This window comes from Sphingomonas sanguinis (assembly GCF_019297835.1).
Classification (GTDB): domain Bacteria; phylum Pseudomonadota; class Alphaproteobacteria; order Sphingomonadales; family Sphingomonadaceae; genus Sphingomonas; species Sphingomonas sanguinis_D.
Genome location: NZ_CP079203.1, coordinates 1,799,337 through 1,816,259, shown reverse-complemented (window position 1 = coordinate 1,816,259; position 16,923 = coordinate 1,799,337). Strand labels below are relative to the sequence as shown.

Below are 16,923 nucleotides of genomic sequence, written 5' to 3'. Positions count from 1 at the left end.
GAGAGGAGCCAGTGCTTCATGCGGCCAACCCTAGCGGCAAGGCTCTCCCTACGCCAAGCCGTAACGTCAGGCGCCGACGGCCTCGCTTACGCTGGCGAACCCGTCGCGGGCCAGCAGCGCATCGAGATCGGTCAGGATGCGCGCGGCGAGGCCGGGGCCCTTATAGACCAGTGCCGAATACAGCTGGACCAGGCTGGCCCCGGCCCGGATGCGGGCATAGGCCTCCGCGCCGGAGTCGATCCCGCCCGCCGCGATCAGGGTCATCGCCGCCCCGGTAGCCTTGCGGAAATCGGCGAGCCGCGCGCGGGCGAGCGGGGCGAGCGGACGGCCCGACAGCCCGCCGGTCTCGGCGGCATCGGGGCTCTTCACGTCCGGCCGGGTGATGGTGGTGTTGCCGATGATGATCGCATCCAGCCGGTTGTCGATCGCGGCGCGCGCGATCTCGTCGATCTGGGCGGGGTCGAGATCGGGGGCGACCTTCAGGAACAGCGGCACCGCGCCCGCCGCTTCACGCGAGGCCGCCAGCAGTTCGGCCAGCGCGGCCCCGTGCTGCAGGTCACGCAGGCCAGGCGTGTTGGGGCTGGAGATGTTGATCGTGACGTAATCGGCGATCGGCGCGGCCTGCGTCACGCCGTGGCGATAATCGGCGATACGGTCGGCGGCGTCCTTGTTCGCGCCGACATTGATGCCCAGCACGCCCTTGCGCTTGGCGGCCTTCGCCCGTGCCAGTCCCGCGTCCAGCCCGCCATTGTTGAAGCCATAGCGGTTGACCACGCCCTGGTCCTCGACCAGCCGGAACAGGCGGGGCTTGGGATTGCCGGGCTGGGGTTTCGGGGTCAGCGTGCCGATCTCGACCATGCCGAAGCCCAGGCCGAAAAAGCCGTCGATCGCCTCGCCATTCTTGTCGACGCCGGCCGCCAGCCCCAGCGGATTGGCGAAGTCGATCCCCGCCACCTTGGTCGCCAGGCGCGGATAGCGCGCCGGATCGGCCCCCATCGGCGCGCCCAGTGCGCCCCAACGCGACAGCATCGCCACCGTCAGACCATGGGCGCGTTCGGCATCGAGCGCGAAGAGGAGCGGGTGATAAAAGGCCATGTCGGCCCGGTTAGCGGATTGCGGGGGGAGGGGGAAGAAGGCGGTTGTTACGCCTTCTCCTTCTTGCTCCCCTCCCGCAGGCGGGAGGGGAGCGGCAAGATCGAAGCGCATGCGCCATCGCCGCGTCAGTCATCACAAGGAACGCTATTACCCAACATGGGTTGGTGGGGACCTACAGGGAGAGCCCCGATGAAGACCCCCGTCGCATTCACCCCCCAGGTCGAAGACGTGAAGCCTGAAGAAGGCGAAACCGTCGACCAGATGAAGCAGTCGTTCGAGCACATCCTCGACACCACGTCGAAGGACTATGGTCACGGCGTCCGCGCCGTCCATGCCAAGGCGCATGGCATCATCCGGGGCAAGCTGAAGGTTCACGACAACCTCCCGCCCGAGCTGGCGCAGGGGCTGTTCGCCAAACCGGGCGAGTATGACGCGGTGGCGCGCATCTCGACCAATCCGGGCGACATCTTGGATGACGCCATCGGCCTGCCGCGCGGGCTCGCGCTGAAGGTGATCGGTGTCGAGGGCGAGCGGCTGCCGGGTTCGGAGGGCGATGCGACGCAGGACTTCGTCATGGCCAATGCGCCGGTGTTCACCGCGCCGACGGCGGATGCCTTCGCCAAGAATTTGAAGATGCTGGCCTCCACCACCGACAAATTCGAGGGCGGCAAGAAGCTTCTGTCGGGCATATTGCGCGGGATCGAGGCGACGCTGGAGACGGTCGGCATGGAGAGCGCGACGCTCCAGACGCTGGGCGGGGCCAAGCAGGTGCACCCGCTGGGCGAGACCTATTACAGCCAGACGCCGTTCCGCTACGGCGACCATATCGCCAAGTTCGGCCTGTTCCCTGTCAGCCCCGCGCTGACCCAGTTGACCGGCGATACGGTGAATACGCACGATCGCCCCGATGCCCTTCGCGAAGTGGTGCGCGAGGTAATGATCGAGCAGGGCGGCGAATGGGAATTGCGCGTCCAGCTCAACCGCGACCTCGATGCCATGCCGATCGAGGATGCGACTGCCGAATGGAGCGAGGAGGACAGCCCGTACATCACCGTCGCGACCTTCACCGCCGAGCCGCAGATCAGCTGGCAGGACGGCCAGACCAACGCGATCGACGATGCGCTGTCCTACAGCATCTGGCACGGGCTGGCCGCGCACCGGCCGCTGGGCAATATCAACCGGGCGCGCAAGGACACCTATCGTTTCTCGGCCGACTATCGCGGCCGGGTGAATGGCTGCCCCATGCATGAGCCGCGTGCCATGGCCGAGTTGCCGTGACGGCGGCGGACGGGCTAGGACAGGCGGCATGATCCGCCTATTTCATGTCAGCGACGTGCATTTCGGTGCCGAGGACCCTGCCGCGCTCGCCTGGTTCGCCGAGCGGGTCGCGGCGGAAAAGCCGCATGCGGTTATCATGACCGGCGACCTGACCATGCGCGCGACCAAGCGCGAATTCCAGGCGGGCAGCGCGTGGTTGCAATCGCTGGGCGTGCCGGTGACGGTCGAGGTCGGCAATCACGACATCCCCTATTATTGGGACCCGTTCCGGCGGCTGTTCGCCCCCTATCAGCGCTATGCCGCGATCGAGCGGATGATCGAGAAGCCGCTCGACCTCCCCGGCGTGACCGTGGTGCCGCTCAAGACCACCGCGCGCGCCCAGTGGCGATGGAACTGGTCCAAGGGGCGGGTGAGCAGCGGTTCGCTCCGCCGCGCGCTGGCGCTGATCGAGGAGGCGCCCAAAGATCATCTGATCCTGGTCGCCGCGCACCATCCGCTGATCGAGGGGCCGACCAAGGGCACCGCCAAGACCCGCAACGGCGATGCGGCGCTGACCCAGCTGGCGGCGGCGGGGGCGCATGCGGTGCTGTCGGGCCATGTCCACGATCCGTTTGACGTGCCGATCGACCGCGATGGCCGGATCATCCGCATGATCGGCGCGGGCACCCTGTCCAAGCGCACCCGCAAGACGCCGCCCGCGTTCAACGAGCTGCGTGTCGAGGGGCTGGGCTTCGAGACGCTGGTCCGCAGCTTCGGCGAAACCGCACCGCATGTGATTACCGAGGACATGCGGGCGGGTTAGGGCGTGGGCTTCGACTACGCTCAGCCTGAACGGAGGTTGGGAATCGTTCTTATACAAACAGCCGTTCAGGCTGAGCGAAGTCGAAGCCCACCCCCCGACCTCGCCCGAAGCGATCACCCCCGCATCACATGCGGCCGAGCGGCGACTTGGTCGTACATCCGCCCCGGCTGGTCGAGCCAGATCGGCGACAGCTTGCTCGAATCCGTGCGCTCCAGCCCGACCGCATAGGCGCAGCGGGCGACGCCCCAGTCGGTATGGGCGGCGGCGGCCAGGATCGGCACGAACATCGGGCGGCCCGCCGCGTCAATCACATGGATCGCCTCGCGCGGAAGGGCGGTGACGCCGCGCACGGTGCGGCTTTCGCCGGGCGCCAACGCAAAGGCCGGGACGATCGGGCGACCCTGCGGCTGATGCGCCAGCTCGATCAGCTGGGCGTCCAGCCCGGCATGGGCGCTGAGCAGCCGCAGGTCGACCGCGACCCGGCCGATCGGCGTGGCACCGCTATTATGCACCGTTACCTCGGCCTCGATCGTCGCAGTCAGCATGTTGAGGCCGACGCGCACCGGCCGCGCCTCGACCGCCAGGAAGCTCGGCTCGGGCGGCATGGCCGGGGCGGGGGCTTGCGGCGGCGTGGCCGGTGCGCGCGGCGCCGCGTCGGGCATCGGCGGGGGCGGCAGTTCAACCGGATCGGCGGCGGCGCGCGGGGCGGGGGCCGGGAGGGCCGGAATCTTGCGGCTGCGCCGACCCAGCCAGATACCGATGGCAAGCGCGGCAAGGCCGGTGCCGATCAGCATCGGCCAGAAGGGCAGGCCGCGATCCGTCTCACCCTGCTCGGGGGCGGCGGTACCCGGTGCGGCGATGGCAGGGGCCTGGTCGTTGGCGATGGTCACGCCGTCGACGCCGGGCGTGGTGCTGCCGGCGGGTTCCGCCGCGCGGTCGGGCAGGCGGGTGGCGGGCGGCTCGGGCGAGGGCGCTGGTGCGGGCGTCTCGACCGGGGTCGGGCTCGGCGTCGGTGTCGGCGTGGGACGCGGGGTCGGCCGGGGCGTCGGGGTGGCGCGCGGCGTCGGGGTCGCGGCCGGAGCGGCCTGGGCCGCAGATTGGTTGGGCAGGACAATGCGCGGCGGCGGCGGGGTCGGCACCGTGGTCGGATTGGTCTGCGGAGTCGAAAGGCGCGGGGTCAGGCTGAACCCGTCCAGCCCGCCGGTGCCTGCGCGCGCGGCGTCATTGTCCTGCGACGTGGTCTGGAACGGGACGGCAGCGGCGGGCAGCGGGGCAAGCACCGGCACCAGCGTCAGGGCAAGAAGGCGCGCGGCGCGGCGCGGCCCGGACGATGTCATGAAATGCATTCCTCGTGGTAACTACAATCTTCAACCGCCGTCCGGGTTCCAGACCCGGCCGCATCAGCCGTGCCCGGTAGGCCCGGATGATGCAACCCCATAGTGTAACGTCATATGCGGCCAATATGTGGCAAGCCTCGCGCGGGCGGGAACTTTGCCCCCGGCTGCGCGTGCCCCGGTTTGACAGCGGGGGGCGCCGCGCCTATATCGCGCTCACTCACCACGATCTTCGGGAAATGACGCGCCTTCGCGCAGCGTGTCGGTCGAATGGAAGGTCGCTGGTTCAACGGACGCCGGATGCCGCCGCAGACACTTGCGCGCGGCCTTTCGGCGTCTGTCGTTGCGTCTGGCCCGGAGGCATCCGGGCAGTGATTTACGGCTGACGAGGCAGACAGACCCATGGCAACCAAGGCGATCGACAGCGGCTCCGCCCCGCGCAAGGGCGATGGCGGCACCGCCAAGCGGCGTATCCGCAAGGTGTTCGGCGACATCCACGAAGTGGTGCAGATGCCGAACCTGATCGAGGTTCAGCGCGAAAGCTACGAGCAGTTCCTGCGCTCGGACAAGTCCACGGGCCATGTCTCGGGGCTGGAAAAGACGCTGCGCAGCGTCTTCCCGATCCAGGATTTCGCGGGCACCGCCTATCTCGACTTCGACGATTACGTCCTCGAGGATCCGAAGTTCGACGTGGAAGAATGCCGCCAGCGGGGCATCACCTATGCCGCGCCGATGCGCGTCACGCTGCGCCTCACCGCGTTCGAGGTCGATCCCGACACCGAAGCCAAGTCGGTCATCGATATCAAGGAGCAGGACGTCTACATGGGCGACATGCCCCTGATGACGGAGAACGGCACCTTCTTCATCAACGGCACCGAGCGCGTCATCGTCAGCCAGATGCACCGTTCGCCGGGCGTGCTGTTCGACCATGACCGCGGCAAGACCCACGCCTCGGGCAAGTATCTCTTTGCCGCGCGCGTGATCCCGTATCGCGGCTCGTGGCTGGACTTCGAATTCGACGCCAAGGACATCGTCAACGTCCGTATCGACCGCAAGCGCAAGCTGCCGGTTACGGCGCTGCTCTATGCGCTGGGCATGAACTCGGAAGAGATCCTCAACTATTTCTACAACCGCCTGACCTTCGTTCGCGGCGACGGTGGCTGGAAGATCCCGTTCCAGGCCGAGAACTGGCGCGGCGCCAAGCCGATGTTCGACATCGTCGACGCCAGCTCGGGCGAGGTCGTGTTCCCGGCCGGTCAGAAGATTTCGCCCCGCGCGGCGAACAAGGCGGCCAAGGACGGCCTGTCGCAGCTGCTGATCCCGACCGAGGAGATCTTCGGTCGCTACTCGGCCTATGACCTGATCAACGAGCAGACCGGCGAAATCTACGTCGAGGCCGGTGACGAGATCAGCGCCGAGAACCTCGAAGCGCTGGACAAGGCGGGCGTCGACACGATCGAACTGCTCGACATCGACCATGTCGCGACCGGTCCGTGGATCCGCAACACGCTGAAGGCCGACAAGGCCGAAGAGCGCGAGCAGGCGCTGTCGGACATCTACCGCGTCATGCGCCCCGGCGAGCCGCCGACGCTGGAGACGGCGGAGTCGCTGTTCGCCGGCCTGTTCTTCGATCCTGATCGCTACGACCTGTCGGCCGTGGGGCGCGTCAAGCTGAACATGCGCCTCGACCTCGACTGCCCGGACACGGTGACGACGCTGCGCACCGAGGACATCCTGGCGGTCGTGAAGACCTTGGTCGACCTGAAGGACGGCAAGGGCGAGATCGACGACATCGACAATCTCGGCAACCGCCGCGTGCGTTCGGTGGGCGAGCTGCTGGAGAACCAGTATCGCGTCGGCCTGCTGCGCATGGAGCGTGCGGTCAAGGAGCGCATGTCGTCGGTCGACGTGTCGACCGTAATGCCGAACGACCTGATCAACGCCAAGCCTGCCGTGGCGGCCGTGCGTGAGTTCTTCGGTTCGTCGCAGCTGTCGCAGTTCATGGACCAGACCAACCCGCTCTCCGAAGTGACGCACAAGCGTCGCGTCTCGGCGCTCGGGCCGGGCGGTCTGACGCGTGAGCGTGCGGGCTTCGAAGTCCGCGACGTTCACCCGACGCATTATGGCCGTATTTGCCCGATTGAGACGCCGGAAGGCCCGAACATCGGTCTGATCAACTCGCTGTCGACCTTCGCCCGCGTCAACAAGTACGGCTTCATCGAGACGCCGTACCGCAAGGTGATCGACGGCCGCGTCACTGACGAGGTCGTGTACCTGTCGGCAATGGAAGAGCAGAAGCACACCGTCGCTCAGGCTTCGGCCGCGACGGACGCCGACAACCGCTTCACCGAGGATCTGGTCTCGGCGCGTCAGGCGGGTGAATTCCTGATGGCGCTGCCCGATCAGATCACGCTGATGGACGTCAGCCCTAAGCAGCTCGTCTCGGTCGCCGCCTCGCTCATTCCGTTCCTGGAAAACGACGACGCCAACCGCGCGCTCATGGGCTCGAACATGCAGCGCCAGGCCGTGCCGCTGGTGAAGGCGGAAGCGCCCTTCGTCGGCACCGGCATGGAAGAGACCGTGGCCCGCGACTCGGGCGCGGCGATCGCGGCGAAGCGCGCCGGTATCGTCGACCAGGTCGATGCGTCGCGTATCGTGGTTCGCGCGACCGGAGAGGTCGATGCGGGCAAGTCGGGCGTCGACATCTACACGCTGATGAAGTTCCAGCGTTCGAACCAGTCGACCTGCATCAACCAGCGTCCGCTGGTGAAGGTGGGCGACGTCGTGAAGGCGGGCGACGTGATCGCCGACGGCCCCTCGACCGAGTTCGGCGAGCTGGCGCTGGGCCGCAACGCGCTCGTCGCGTTCATGCCCTGGAACGGCTACAACTATGAGGACTCGATCCTCATCTCCGAGCGGATCGTGAAGGACGACGTGTTCACGTCGATCCATATCGATGAGTTCGAAGTCATGGCGCGTGACACCAAGCTCGGGCCGGAAGACATCACCCGCGACATCCCGAACGTCGGCGAGGAAGCCCTGCGCAACCTCGACGAGGCGGGCATCGTCTATGTCGGGGCCGAGGTGGAGCCGGGCGACATCCTGGTTGGCAAGATCACGCCGAAGGGCGAATCGCCGATGACGCCGGAAGAAAAGCTCCTCCGCGCGATCTTCGGTGAAAAGGCCAGCGACGTGCGCGACACCTCGCTGCGTCTGCCGCCGGGCGTGGCCGGTACGATTGTCGACGTGCGCGTCTTCAATCGTCACGGCATCGACAAGGACGAGCGCGCGATGGCGATCGAGCGCGAGGAGATCGAGCGTCTGAAGAAGGACGCCGACGACGAGCGCACGATCCTCAACCGGGCGACCTGGAGCCGCCTGCGCGAAATGCTGCTCGACCAGACGGCCACCGCGGCGCCCAAGGGCGTGAAGAAGGGCATCGTCATCGATGCCGAGGTGCTGGAATCAGTTGATCGTCACGAATGGTGGAAGTTCGCCGTCGCCGACGACGCGCGCCAGAGCGATCTGGAAGCGGTCAAGGCGCAGTATGACGAAGCCGCCAAGCGGATCACGGACAAGTTCCATGACCGCCGCGACAAGCTGGAGCGTGGTGACGAGCTGCCGCCGGGCGTGCTGAAGATGGTCAAGGTCTTCGTCGCGGTGAAGCGCAAGCTGCAGCCGGGCGACAAGATGGCCGGCCGTCACGGCAACAAGGGCGTCATCAGCCGCATCCTGCCGCAGGAGGATATGCCCTTCCTCGCGGACGGTACGCCGGTCGATCTCGTGCTGAACCCGCTGGGCGTGCCGTCGCGCATGAACGTCGGTCAGATCTTCGAGACGCATCTGGGCTGGGCGGCGCGCAACCTGGGTATGCAGGTCGCGGCGCAGCTCGAGGATTGGCGTGAAGCCAACCCCGACGCCAAGCCGGGCGCGGTGCCGGAAGCGGTGAAGTCGCGGCTCGTGGAAATCTACGGCGATCACTATGCCGAAGACATCCAGAACCGGGACGACGAGGAAGTGGCCGAGCTGGTCCAGAACATCCGCACCGGCGTGCCGATGGGGACCCCGGTGTTCGACGGCGCGCGTGAGAGCGACGTGTCGGAGATGCTGGAGCTGGCAGGTCTGCACACCTCGGGCCAGTCGGACCTGTTCGACGGGCGCACCGGCGATCAGTTCGACCGCAAGGTGACCGTCGGCATCATCTACATGCTGAAGCTGCACCACCTGGTCGACGACAAGATCCACGCACGTTCGATCGGGCCGTACTCGCTCGTTACCCAGCAGCCGCTGGGTGGTAAGGCGCAGTTCGGTGGCCAGCGCTTCGGTGAGATGGAAGTGTGGGCGCTCCAGGCATATGGCGCGGCGTACACGCTCCAGGAAATGCTGACGGTGAAGTCGGACGACGTGGTCGGCCGCACCAAGGTCTACGAAGCGATCGTCAAGGGCGACGATACCTTCGAGGCGGGCATCCCGGAGAGCTTCAACGTGCTGGTCAAGGAAATGCGCTCGCTGGGTCTCAACGTCGACCTCAAGTCGATGGAAGACGCCCAGGACGACGGTCTGGCCGAGGCGGCGGAGTAAGACAGGTGACGCCGGTGGGGCACATGCTCCACCGGCACCTTGCCTACCCCGCCCGATGAATTTTCCCTCCCTGTGAGGAAAGCAAAATGAACGAACTGACCAACTTCGCCAATCCGGTGGCCAAGCCGGAAACCTTCGACCAGATTCAGATCGGCATCGCGTCGCCCGACAAGATCCGCTCCTGGTCGTTCGGCGAGATCAAGAAGCCCGAGACGATCAACTACCGCACGTTCAAGCCGGAACGTGACGGCCTGTTCTGCGCGCGCATCTTCGGTCCGATCAAGGATTACGAATGCTTGTGCGGCAAGTACAAGCGCATGAAGTACAAGGGCATCGTCTGCGAAAAGTGCGGTGTCGAAGTCACGGTGTCGAAGGTCCGCCGCGAGCGGATGGGCCATATCGAACTGGCCGCCCCCGTCGCGCACATCTGGTTCCTGAAGTCGCTGCCGAGCCGCATCGGCCTGCTGCTCGACATGCAGCTCAAGCAGCTCGAGCGCGTGCTGTACTTCGAAGCCTATATCGTCATCGAGCCGGGCCTGACCCCGCTGGAGAAGTATCAGCTTCTCACCGAGGACGAACTGCTCGACGCGCAGGATGAATATGGCGAGGACGCCTTCTCCGCCGGGATCGGCGCGGAAGCGGTCCGCATCATGCTCGAGAATCTCGACCTGGAAGGCGAGAAGGTCGCGCTGCTCGAAGAGCTGGCGACGACCAAGTCGGAGCTGAAGCCCAAGAAGATCATCAAGCGCCTGAAGGTCGTCGAGAGCTTCCTGGAATCGGGCAACCGTCCCGAATGGATGATCCTGGAAGTCATTCCGGTCATCCCGCCCGAGCTGCGTCCGCTGGTGCCGCTGGACGGCGGTCGTTTCGCGACCTCGGACCTGAACGACCTGTATCGCCGCGTCATCAACCGCAACAACCGCCTCAAGCGCCTCATGGAGCTGCGTGCGCCGGACATCATCGTCCGCAACGAAAAGCGCATGTTGCAGGAAGCGGTCGACGCGCTGTTCGACAACGGTCGTCGCGGCCGCACGATCACGGGCGCCAACAAGCGTCCGCTGAAGTCGCTGTCCGACATGCTGAAGGGCAAGCAGGGCCGCTTCCGTCAGAACCTTCTGGGTAAGCGCGTCGACTATTCGGGGCGTTCGGTCATCGTGACCGGCCCGGAGCTGAAGCTGCACCAGTGCGGCCTGCCCAAGAAGATGGCGCTCGAGCTGTTCAAGCCGTTCATCTATGCCCGCCTGGACGCCAAGGGTCTGTCGATGACCCTGAAGCAGGCCAAGAAGTGGGTCGAGAAGGAGCGCAAGGAAGTCTGGGACATCCTGGACGAGGTGATCCGCGAGCACCCGGTCATGCTGAACCGCGCGCCGACGCTTCACCGTCTGGGCATCCAGGCGTTCGAGCCGGTGCTGATCGAGGGCAAGGCGATCCAGCTCCACCCGCTGGTCTGCTCGGCATTCAACGCCGACTTCGACGGCGACCAGATGGCCGTGCACGTTCCGCTGTCGCTCGAAGCGCAGCTGGAAGCGCGCGTCCTGATGATGTCGACCAACAACATCCTGTCGCCCGCCAACGGCAAGCCGATCATCGTGCCGTCGCAGGACATGGTGCTGGGCCTGTATTACCTGTCGCTCCAGAAGGAGAAGGAACCCGGCGAAGGCATGATGCTGGCGGACATGGAGGAGGTCCATCAGGCCCTCTTCGCCGGTGCCGTCACGCTGCACACCAAGATCATCAGCCGCGTTCCGCAGACCGATGAGCAGGGCAACCAGTATCTCAAGCGCTTCGAGACGACCCCGGGCCGCATGCTGCTGGGCGAGACGCTGCCGAAGAGCCACAAGGTGCCCTTCGACATCGTCAACCGCGTCCTGACCAAGAAGGACGTCGGCGAGGTCATCGACGAGGTGTATCGTCACACCGGCCAGAAGGAGACCGTGCTGTTCGCCGACGCGATCATGGCACTGGGCTTCCGTCACGCGTTCCGCGCCGGCATCTCGTTCGGCAAGGACGACATGATCATCGCGCCGGACAAGGATCGTCTGGTCGACGAGACGCGCGAGCAGGTGAAGGACTTCGAGCAGCAGTATCAGGACGGCCTGATCACGCAGCAGGAGAAGTATAACAAGGTGATCGACGCCTGGAGCCGTTGCGGCGACCAGGTCGCGAACTCGATGATGAACGAGATCAAGGCGGTCCGTCATTACGAGGACGGCCCGATGGAAGGCCGTGAGAAGCCGATCAACTCGATCTACATGATGGCTCACTCGGGCGCCCGTGGTAGCCCCGCGCAGATCAAGCAGCTGGCGGGTATGCGCGGCCTGATGGCCAAGCCGTCGGGCGAGATCATCGAAACGCCGATCATCTCGAACTTCAAGGAAGGTCTGACCGTTCTTGAATACTTCAACTCGACCCACGGCGCGCGTAAGGGCCTGGCCGACACGGCACTGAAGACGGCGAACTCGGGTTACCTGACCCGTCGTCTGGTCGACGTCAGCCAGGACTGCGTCATCATCGAAGAGGATTGCGGCACGACCCGCGCCCTCGAGATGAAGGCGATCGTGCAGGGCGGTTCGACCATCGCCTCGCTCGGCGAGCGTATCCTGGGCCGCACGACGGCCGAGGACATCGTCAACGCCAAGACCGGCGAAGTCATCATCGCATCGGGCGTCCTGCTCGACGAGCCGATGGTGGCGCGGATCGAAGCGGCGAACACCCAGTCGGTCAAGATCCGCAGCCCGCTGGTCTGCGAATCGAAGATCGGTGTCTGCGGCAAATGCTATGGCCGTGACCTCGCCCGCGGTACGCCGGTGAACATCGGTGAAGCGGTCGGCGTCATCGCGGCGCAGTCGATCGGTGAGCCGGGCACGCAGCTGACCATGCGTACCTTCCACATCGGTGGCGCGGCACAGCTGAACGAGCAGTCGAACCTGGAAGCGGCGGTGGACGGTGTCGTCCAGTTCCGCGACCTGCGCCTGATCACCGACCAGCGTGGCCGTCGCGTGGTGCTGAGCCGTTCGGGCGAGATCGCGATCGTCGACATGGACGGCCGCGAGCTCTCGGTCGACCGTATCCCTTACGGTGCGTATGTCCTGTTCGACGATGGCCACATCGTCTCGAAGGGCGATCGCATGGCCGAATGGGATCCGTTCACCATGCCGGTGATCACGGAAAACCCCGGCACGGTGAAGTTCCAGGACCTCATCGAGGGCAAGACCCTGACCGAGCAGGTCGACGAAGCCACGGGTATCGCCCAGCGCGTCGTCACCGAATATCGCGCCTCGACCAAGTCGAAGGAGGATCTGCGTCCGCGCATGACCCTGCTCGACGACAATTCGGGCGAGGCCGGTCGCTACATGCTGGCGCCGGGTGCGACGCTCTCGGTTGAGGACGGTGCGCAGGTGCAGGGCGGTGACGTTCTGGCCCGTGTCGCCCGCGAGTCGGCCAAGACCCGCGACATCACCGGCGGTCTGCCGCGCGTTGCCGAGCTGTTCGAGGCACGCGTGCCGAAGGACTCGGCGATCATCGCCAAGGTCTCGGGCCGTGTCGTGTTCGGCAAGGATTACAAGGCGAAGCGCAAGATCGGCATCCAACCCGAGGATGGCGGCGAGGTCGTCGAGTATCTGGTGCCCAAGTCGAAGGTGATCGACGTTCAGGAAGGCGACTACGTCAAGCGTGGCGACAACCTGATCGGCGGTTCGCCCGATCCGCACGACATTCTGGAAACGATGGGCGTGGAGCCGCTGGCCGAATATCTGGTCAGCGAAATCCAGGAAGTGTATCGTCTCCAGGGCGTGAAGATCAACGACAAGCACATCGAGACGATCGTTCGTCAGATGCTGCAAAAGGTCGAGATCACCGACGGCGGCGACACCACGTTGCTGAAGGGCGAGCAGGTCGATCGCGAGGAAATGGACGCGATCAACGACAAGCTCGAGCCGAACCAGGCGCGTGCGCAGGGCAAGCCCGTCCTGCTCGGCATCACCAAGGCGAGCTTGCAGACCCGCAGCTTCATCTCGGCGGCGTCGTTCCAGGAGACCACCCGCGTCCTCACCGAGGCGGCGGTCCAGGGCAAGCAGGACACGCTGATGGGCCTGAAGGAAAACGTTATCGTCGGCCGCCTGATCCCGGCGGGTACCGGTGCGGGCATGAACCGCCTGCGTGTGGCGGCGTCCAGCCGCGACGCGGCGCTCCGGGCGCAGCAGCGCAAGCTGGCCGAGGCGATCGTCGCGCCGGTCAGCGCGGCCGAGCAGCGGGCGGCGGAAAACGCCCGTTCGCCGCGTGACGATGCGGGCACGGGCAGCGATCCGCTGGCCGAGGTCACGCCGTCGGGCCACGGCACGGATGCCGATGCCGGTGAATATCTGAACGACTGATCCGACTAACGGATTGGAATGAAAGGGCCGCCGTCCGGGCAACCGGGCGGCGGCTTTTTACCGCCAGCCGTGCGCCCATATGACGGCAAGCAAGACCGTGGTTCCCGGTCATAATTTGTAACAGAAAAAGTGACGGATTTGCGCCGAATGGAGGGCGCGCAAGTCCGGATGCAGGAACCGAAACGCCCTCCCAACCATATACAGATATTGGAGAAGATCCCGGTGACGCGCGGGTTATTGGCGCATCGTCGGGACCCTGGAGACCTGAAATGACGTCGCCTGAGATTGACGAAGACTATTTCTACCAGCGTGCCGAAACCGAACTCGAACTGGCCCAGAAGGCGACCCACCCTGCCGCGGTTCGAGCGCATTATATCATCGCCAACCACTATCTCGACCGTGTTTACAGCCAGCCGGAAAGCGCGTTGACCGCCGAGGTGGCGGCGGAATAAGCTGTTCAAAGATATGGTTTTTGCAACCGGGCATGTCGGCTTCGACGCCCGGTTGCTTCCCCCTCACAGATCCGCGAACGATCGACGCGCCTGATGGGACGTAACGCCCGGAATGGTCGCCGCAAAGGCCAATAGATCGCGTTCGAAACGAGCGCGGGCCGCGATCGTTCTACGGCCGTTTTCGATGAACGCAGGCCGCGTCCGGTCATCCATTTCCGCCAGCTGCTGCTGCCATCGATCGGTGGTGGTGGCCGCGTTTATACGCTGCTCGACCCGCGGCACCGGCGGAGGCGGATTGCGGCCGAGCAAGGCACCGATCTTGGCGACGAAGCGGTCGAGATCGGCTTGCGTACCATCGATGGCGCACTGTGCCGCCGCCGTTCCGCCATAACAGTCGAGGTCATGTGCCGTCTCGGCATAGGCGGTCATGCTGGCATAGGTACGGGCGAACGCCGCCCTGCGGGGCGCAGGCCAATTGCGTTGCCAGCCGGCCATGAGCCGCTGGCGATCCTGTTCGCGCAGCTTCGCGTGATGGGCCGCGCATACCCCGCCACTCCCCCCGCTCGAAATGTCGTCGCAGATCGCGAAGGGCTTGGCGACAGGCTTCCCAGCCATGGCTTGCAAATGCTCGATCCGGTCCTCGGTGGCGCTGGCGGCGTCGTCGATTCCGCAAGCCATGTGGATCGCCCGGTCGATATCGCGCGCGCCGCCCCAGCCATTGGCATAGGCGACCGCAAGAATGCCCGAGCCGGAGAAATAGGCGTTGGGCGTGTCCACCTCGTCGTCGCGTTCCAGAATGGCGCAACGCCGCGCCGCCACCGGATCGGCAGGACGACCGATGCCATAGAACAGCGCTTCGCTGTCGCAGCCCTTCAACGCCGCCGTCTGTGCCCTGTCCGGTCGTTCGGACGGTGCGGGTTCGCGGTCGATCAAGCGGCGGCACAGCGCGCGTGACGGTGCGGCTTCGGCGAAATAGGGCGAGTCCTTGAGATAGGAGATGTCGGCGCTCGACCAGTCGTAGCGCGGTGTGGACGCGGCGATCAGCCAGGGTGCGCCGAAGATCGCCAGCCAGCGCAGCGGAAGGGTCGACAGGACGCGGGCGGGATGGGGCATCGGCACAGGACGTGATCCGCGAACGGGATGGCTCCCGGCATGTTCGGCCACGCATCGCTCGCGGGCAAGGCTTTTCGGTGCGAAGCTATGCATGCCCGACCGCCTCTCGACAGGGCCGCTTCGGGACCATAGGCGACGGCGATGGATCGACCTCTCCCGCCGCTTGCGCCGTCCTCATGGGAAGGGCGCACCGCCAGTATGGCGCTGTTCGCGATCACCTATGCGCTGGCGATGGTGATCTTCTTTCGCGTGCCGATCACGAGTGGATTCGATCTGGGCTTCGGGGAGCGCGGCGATGCGCTGATCGAGATGACCATCCTCGAACATTGGCGCAATGTCTGGTCGGGGGTGTCGTCGTGGAACAGCGGCTTCTACTTCCATCCCTATGGCGGGACGCTGGGCTATAATGACGGCTATTTCCTTTATGGCATCGTGTACAGCCTGTGGCGGCTGGTCGCCGATCCGTTTCACGCCGACACGCTCAACATCCTGACCTTCAAGACGATCGGCTTCGTCGCGGCCTATTCGCTGGTGGCGCGGAGCCTGTGCTGGGGACGGGGGCCGGCGTTGCTCGTCGCGTTGCTCTGGACGATCGCCAGCAACATCCATCTGCAAGCCGTCCACGCCCAGTTGCAGAGCGTCGCGCTGCTCCCCGTCGGGATGATGCTGGCGATCGGTTGCGTCCGGGCCGTGGGGGAAGGGCGGCGCGGCGCGGCGCGGGTCCGGGCAGTCGGGCTGGCCGCACTGATGGCGGCGTGGCTGATGACGTCCTACTACATGGCTTGGTTCACGATCTTTTCGGCCTGCCTGTTCCTGCTCTGCTGGGGCGTGATGGCCGGGCAGGCGCGGCCCGCCGCCGCCTTCGCGCTGGTCCGCCGTCATGCCGGGACGATCGCGGTCGGCTTTGCCGCCTTCGCCGTGCTGATCCTGCCCTTCCTGATCGTCTATCTGCCCAAGATGCGCGAGACGGGGGGCGAGGGGTTCGAGGATATGCTCGGCTATCTCGTCACGCCGGTCATCGACATGGTGAATGTGGGCCCCGGCAATTACATCTGGGGCTGGCTGTTCGTGCCGCTCCATGCGCTGGTCCGCCACCTGCTGCCGGATGATCCCGATTTGCCGCGCCGTGTGTTGGGCGGCGAGCATGAGGCGGGGTTTCCGCTGCTGATGGTCGCGCTGTTGCTGGTCGCGGCGTGGCGGATCGTCGTGCGGCGCCGGGTGGGAGAGGCCATGGCGCCAGTGACGCTGCGCGCCTTTACGCTGGCGATGATGATCGCCTGGGTCCTGACGCTGCAATGCTGGTACGCCTCGCCCTGGGTGCTGGTGTTCGAACTGGTGCCCGGGGCCAAGGGGCTGCGCACCGTCTCGCGCTATCAGCTGTGGCTGACCCTGCCGTTCCTGCTCATCATCGTCGCAGGCTGGCGGGCGCAAGCGGCGCGGCTGCGGGACAAGCGCCCGGCCTGGGCAGCGGCGATCGTCGCGCTGTTGGTCGCCGAAAATCTCAGCGCCGAGACGCCCGCCCAACTCAGCCGTGCCGAGCACCGCGCCGCGCTGTTCGCCATTCCCCGGCCGCCGCGCGAGTGCAGCGTCTTCTACGTCACCGCGTCGCGCGTGAGCGAGCCGCTCTATATCGGCGAGGAACTGCACAAGCTCTATCCGCACAATGTCGACGGCATGTTCCTGGCCGAGCTGTGGCGGGTGCCGACGATCAACGGCTTTTCGACCTTCAACCCGCCCGACTGGCGGTTCGGCGATCCGCTGGCGGCGGACTATGACGCACGGGTGGCGGCCTATGCGCGACGGCATGGGCTGCGCCATGTCTGCGGCCTCGACATGCGGCGGGCGCAGCCCTGGGCGCGACTTGGGAGCACGTTCGGCTTGTGATAGATCAATCC

The 16,923-nt window shown here is 65.9% G+C and carries 9 protein-coding genes; 6 read left to right on the top strand and 3 right to left on the bottom strand.

Annotated elements, in window-relative coordinates; translation table 11 throughout:
• Positions 1-66: 66 nt before the first annotated feature.
• Entirely contained in the window at positions 67-1,095 is a 1,029-nt protein-coding gene (locus KV697_RS08355; RefSeq protein ID WP_219020891.1) for a quinone-dependent dihydroorotate dehydrogenase, read from the bottom strand.
• A 189-nt stretch (positions 1,096-1,284) separates the two neighbouring features.
• Between KV697_RS08355 and KV697_RS08350 the strand changes: the two genes are divergently transcribed.
• Together KV697_RS08350 and KV697_RS08345 are read left to right on the top strand one after the other, a co-directional pair.
• On the top strand, positions 1,285-2,373 hold the full coding sequence (locus KV697_RS08350; protein ID WP_219020890.1) for a catalase family protein: 1,089 nt from the start codon (positions 1,285-1,287) through the stop codon (positions 2,371-2,373).
• Positions 2,374-2,401: 28 nt separating this feature from the next.
• A complete protein-coding gene (locus tag KV697_RS08345; RefSeq protein WP_219020889.1) occupies positions 2,402-3,175 on the top strand; it encodes a metallophosphoesterase family protein in 774 nt (257 codons plus the stop codon).
• Positions 3,176-3,288: 113 nt separating this feature from the next.
• On the opposite strand, the gene KV697_RS08340 is transcribed toward KV697_RS08345, so the two are convergent.
• A complete protein-coding gene (locus tag KV697_RS08340; protein WP_219020888.1) occupies positions 3,289-4,512 on the bottom strand; it encodes a hypothetical protein in 1,224 nt (407 codons plus the stop codon).
• A 399-nt stretch (positions 4,513-4,911) separates the two neighbouring features.
• Between KV697_RS08340 and rpoB the strand changes: the two genes are divergently transcribed.
• The 3 genes from rpoB (at position 4,912) to KV697_RS08325 (ending at position 13,915) form a co-directional block, all read left to right on the top strand.
• Entirely contained in the window at positions 4,912-9,090 is a 4,179-nt protein-coding gene (gene rpoB, locus KV697_RS08335; protein ID WP_184104923.1) for a DNA-directed RNA polymerase subunit beta, read from the top strand.
• An 86-nt stretch (positions 9,091-9,176) separates the two neighbouring features.
• Positions 9,177-13,463, top strand: a complete 4,287-nt coding sequence (gene rpoC, locus KV697_RS08330; RefSeq protein WP_219020887.1) for a DNA-directed RNA polymerase subunit beta' — start codon at positions 9,177-9,179, stop codon at positions 13,461-13,463.
• A gap of 269 nt (positions 13,464-13,732) precedes the next feature.
• Positions 13,733-13,915 (top strand): hypothetical protein, encoded by a 183-nt coding sequence (locus KV697_RS08325; RefSeq protein WP_219020886.1) that lies wholly within the window; start codon positions 13,733-13,735, stop codon positions 13,913-13,915.
• Positions 13,916-13,978: 63 nt separating this feature from the next.
• Here KV697_RS08325 and KV697_RS08320 read toward each other — a convergent pair whose 3' ends face one another.
• Entirely contained in the window at positions 13,979-15,028 is a 1,050-nt protein-coding gene (locus KV697_RS08320; RefSeq protein ID WP_219020885.1) for a hypothetical protein, read from the bottom strand.
• Positions 15,029-15,169: 141 nt separating this feature from the next.
• On the opposite strand from KV697_RS08320, the gene KV697_RS08315 reads away from it, so the two are divergent.
• Positions 15,170-16,912 carry a hypothetical protein gene (locus KV697_RS08315; protein WP_257575739.1) on the top strand — a complete coding sequence of 581 codons (1,743 nt, stop codon included), beginning with the start codon at positions 15,170-15,172 and terminating at the stop codon, positions 16,910-16,912.
• Positions 16,913-16,923 lie beyond the last annotated feature (11 nt).

Bases quoted from the DNA above. Each gene is read 5' to 3' on its own strand.
- KV697_RS08355 (WP_219020891.1), bottom strand. From the start codon at position 1,095: ATGGCCTTTTATCACCCGCTCCTCTTCGCGCTCGATGCCGAACGCGCC.
- KV697_RS08350 (WP_219020890.1), top strand. From the start codon at position 1,285: ATGAAGACCCCCGTCGCATTCACCCCCCAGGTCGAAGACGTGAAGCCT.
- KV697_RS08345 (WP_219020889.1), top strand. From the start codon at position 2,402: ATGATCCGCCTATTTCATGTCAGCGACGTGCATTTCGGTGCCGAGGAC.
- KV697_RS08340 (WP_219020888.1), bottom strand. From the start codon at position 4,512: ATGACATCGTCCGGGCCGCGCCGCGCCGCGCGCCTTCTTGCCCTGACG.
- rpoB (WP_184104923.1), top strand. From the start codon at position 4,912: ATGGCAACCAAGGCGATCGACAGCGGCTCCGCCCCGCGCAAGGGCGAT.
- rpoC (WP_219020887.1), top strand. From the start codon at position 9,177: ATGAACGAACTGACCAACTTCGCCAATCCGGTGGCCAAGCCGGAAACC.
- KV697_RS08325 (WP_219020886.1), top strand. From the start codon at position 13,733: ATGACGTCGCCTGAGATTGACGAAGACTATTTCTACCAGCGTGCCGAA.
- KV697_RS08320 (WP_219020885.1), bottom strand. From the start codon at position 15,028: ATGCCCCATCCCGCCCGCGTCCTGTCGACCCTTCCGCTGCGCTGGCTG.
- KV697_RS08315 (WP_257575739.1), top strand. From the start codon at position 15,170: ATGGATCGACCTCTCCCGCCGCTTGCGCCGTCCTCATGGGAAGGGCGC.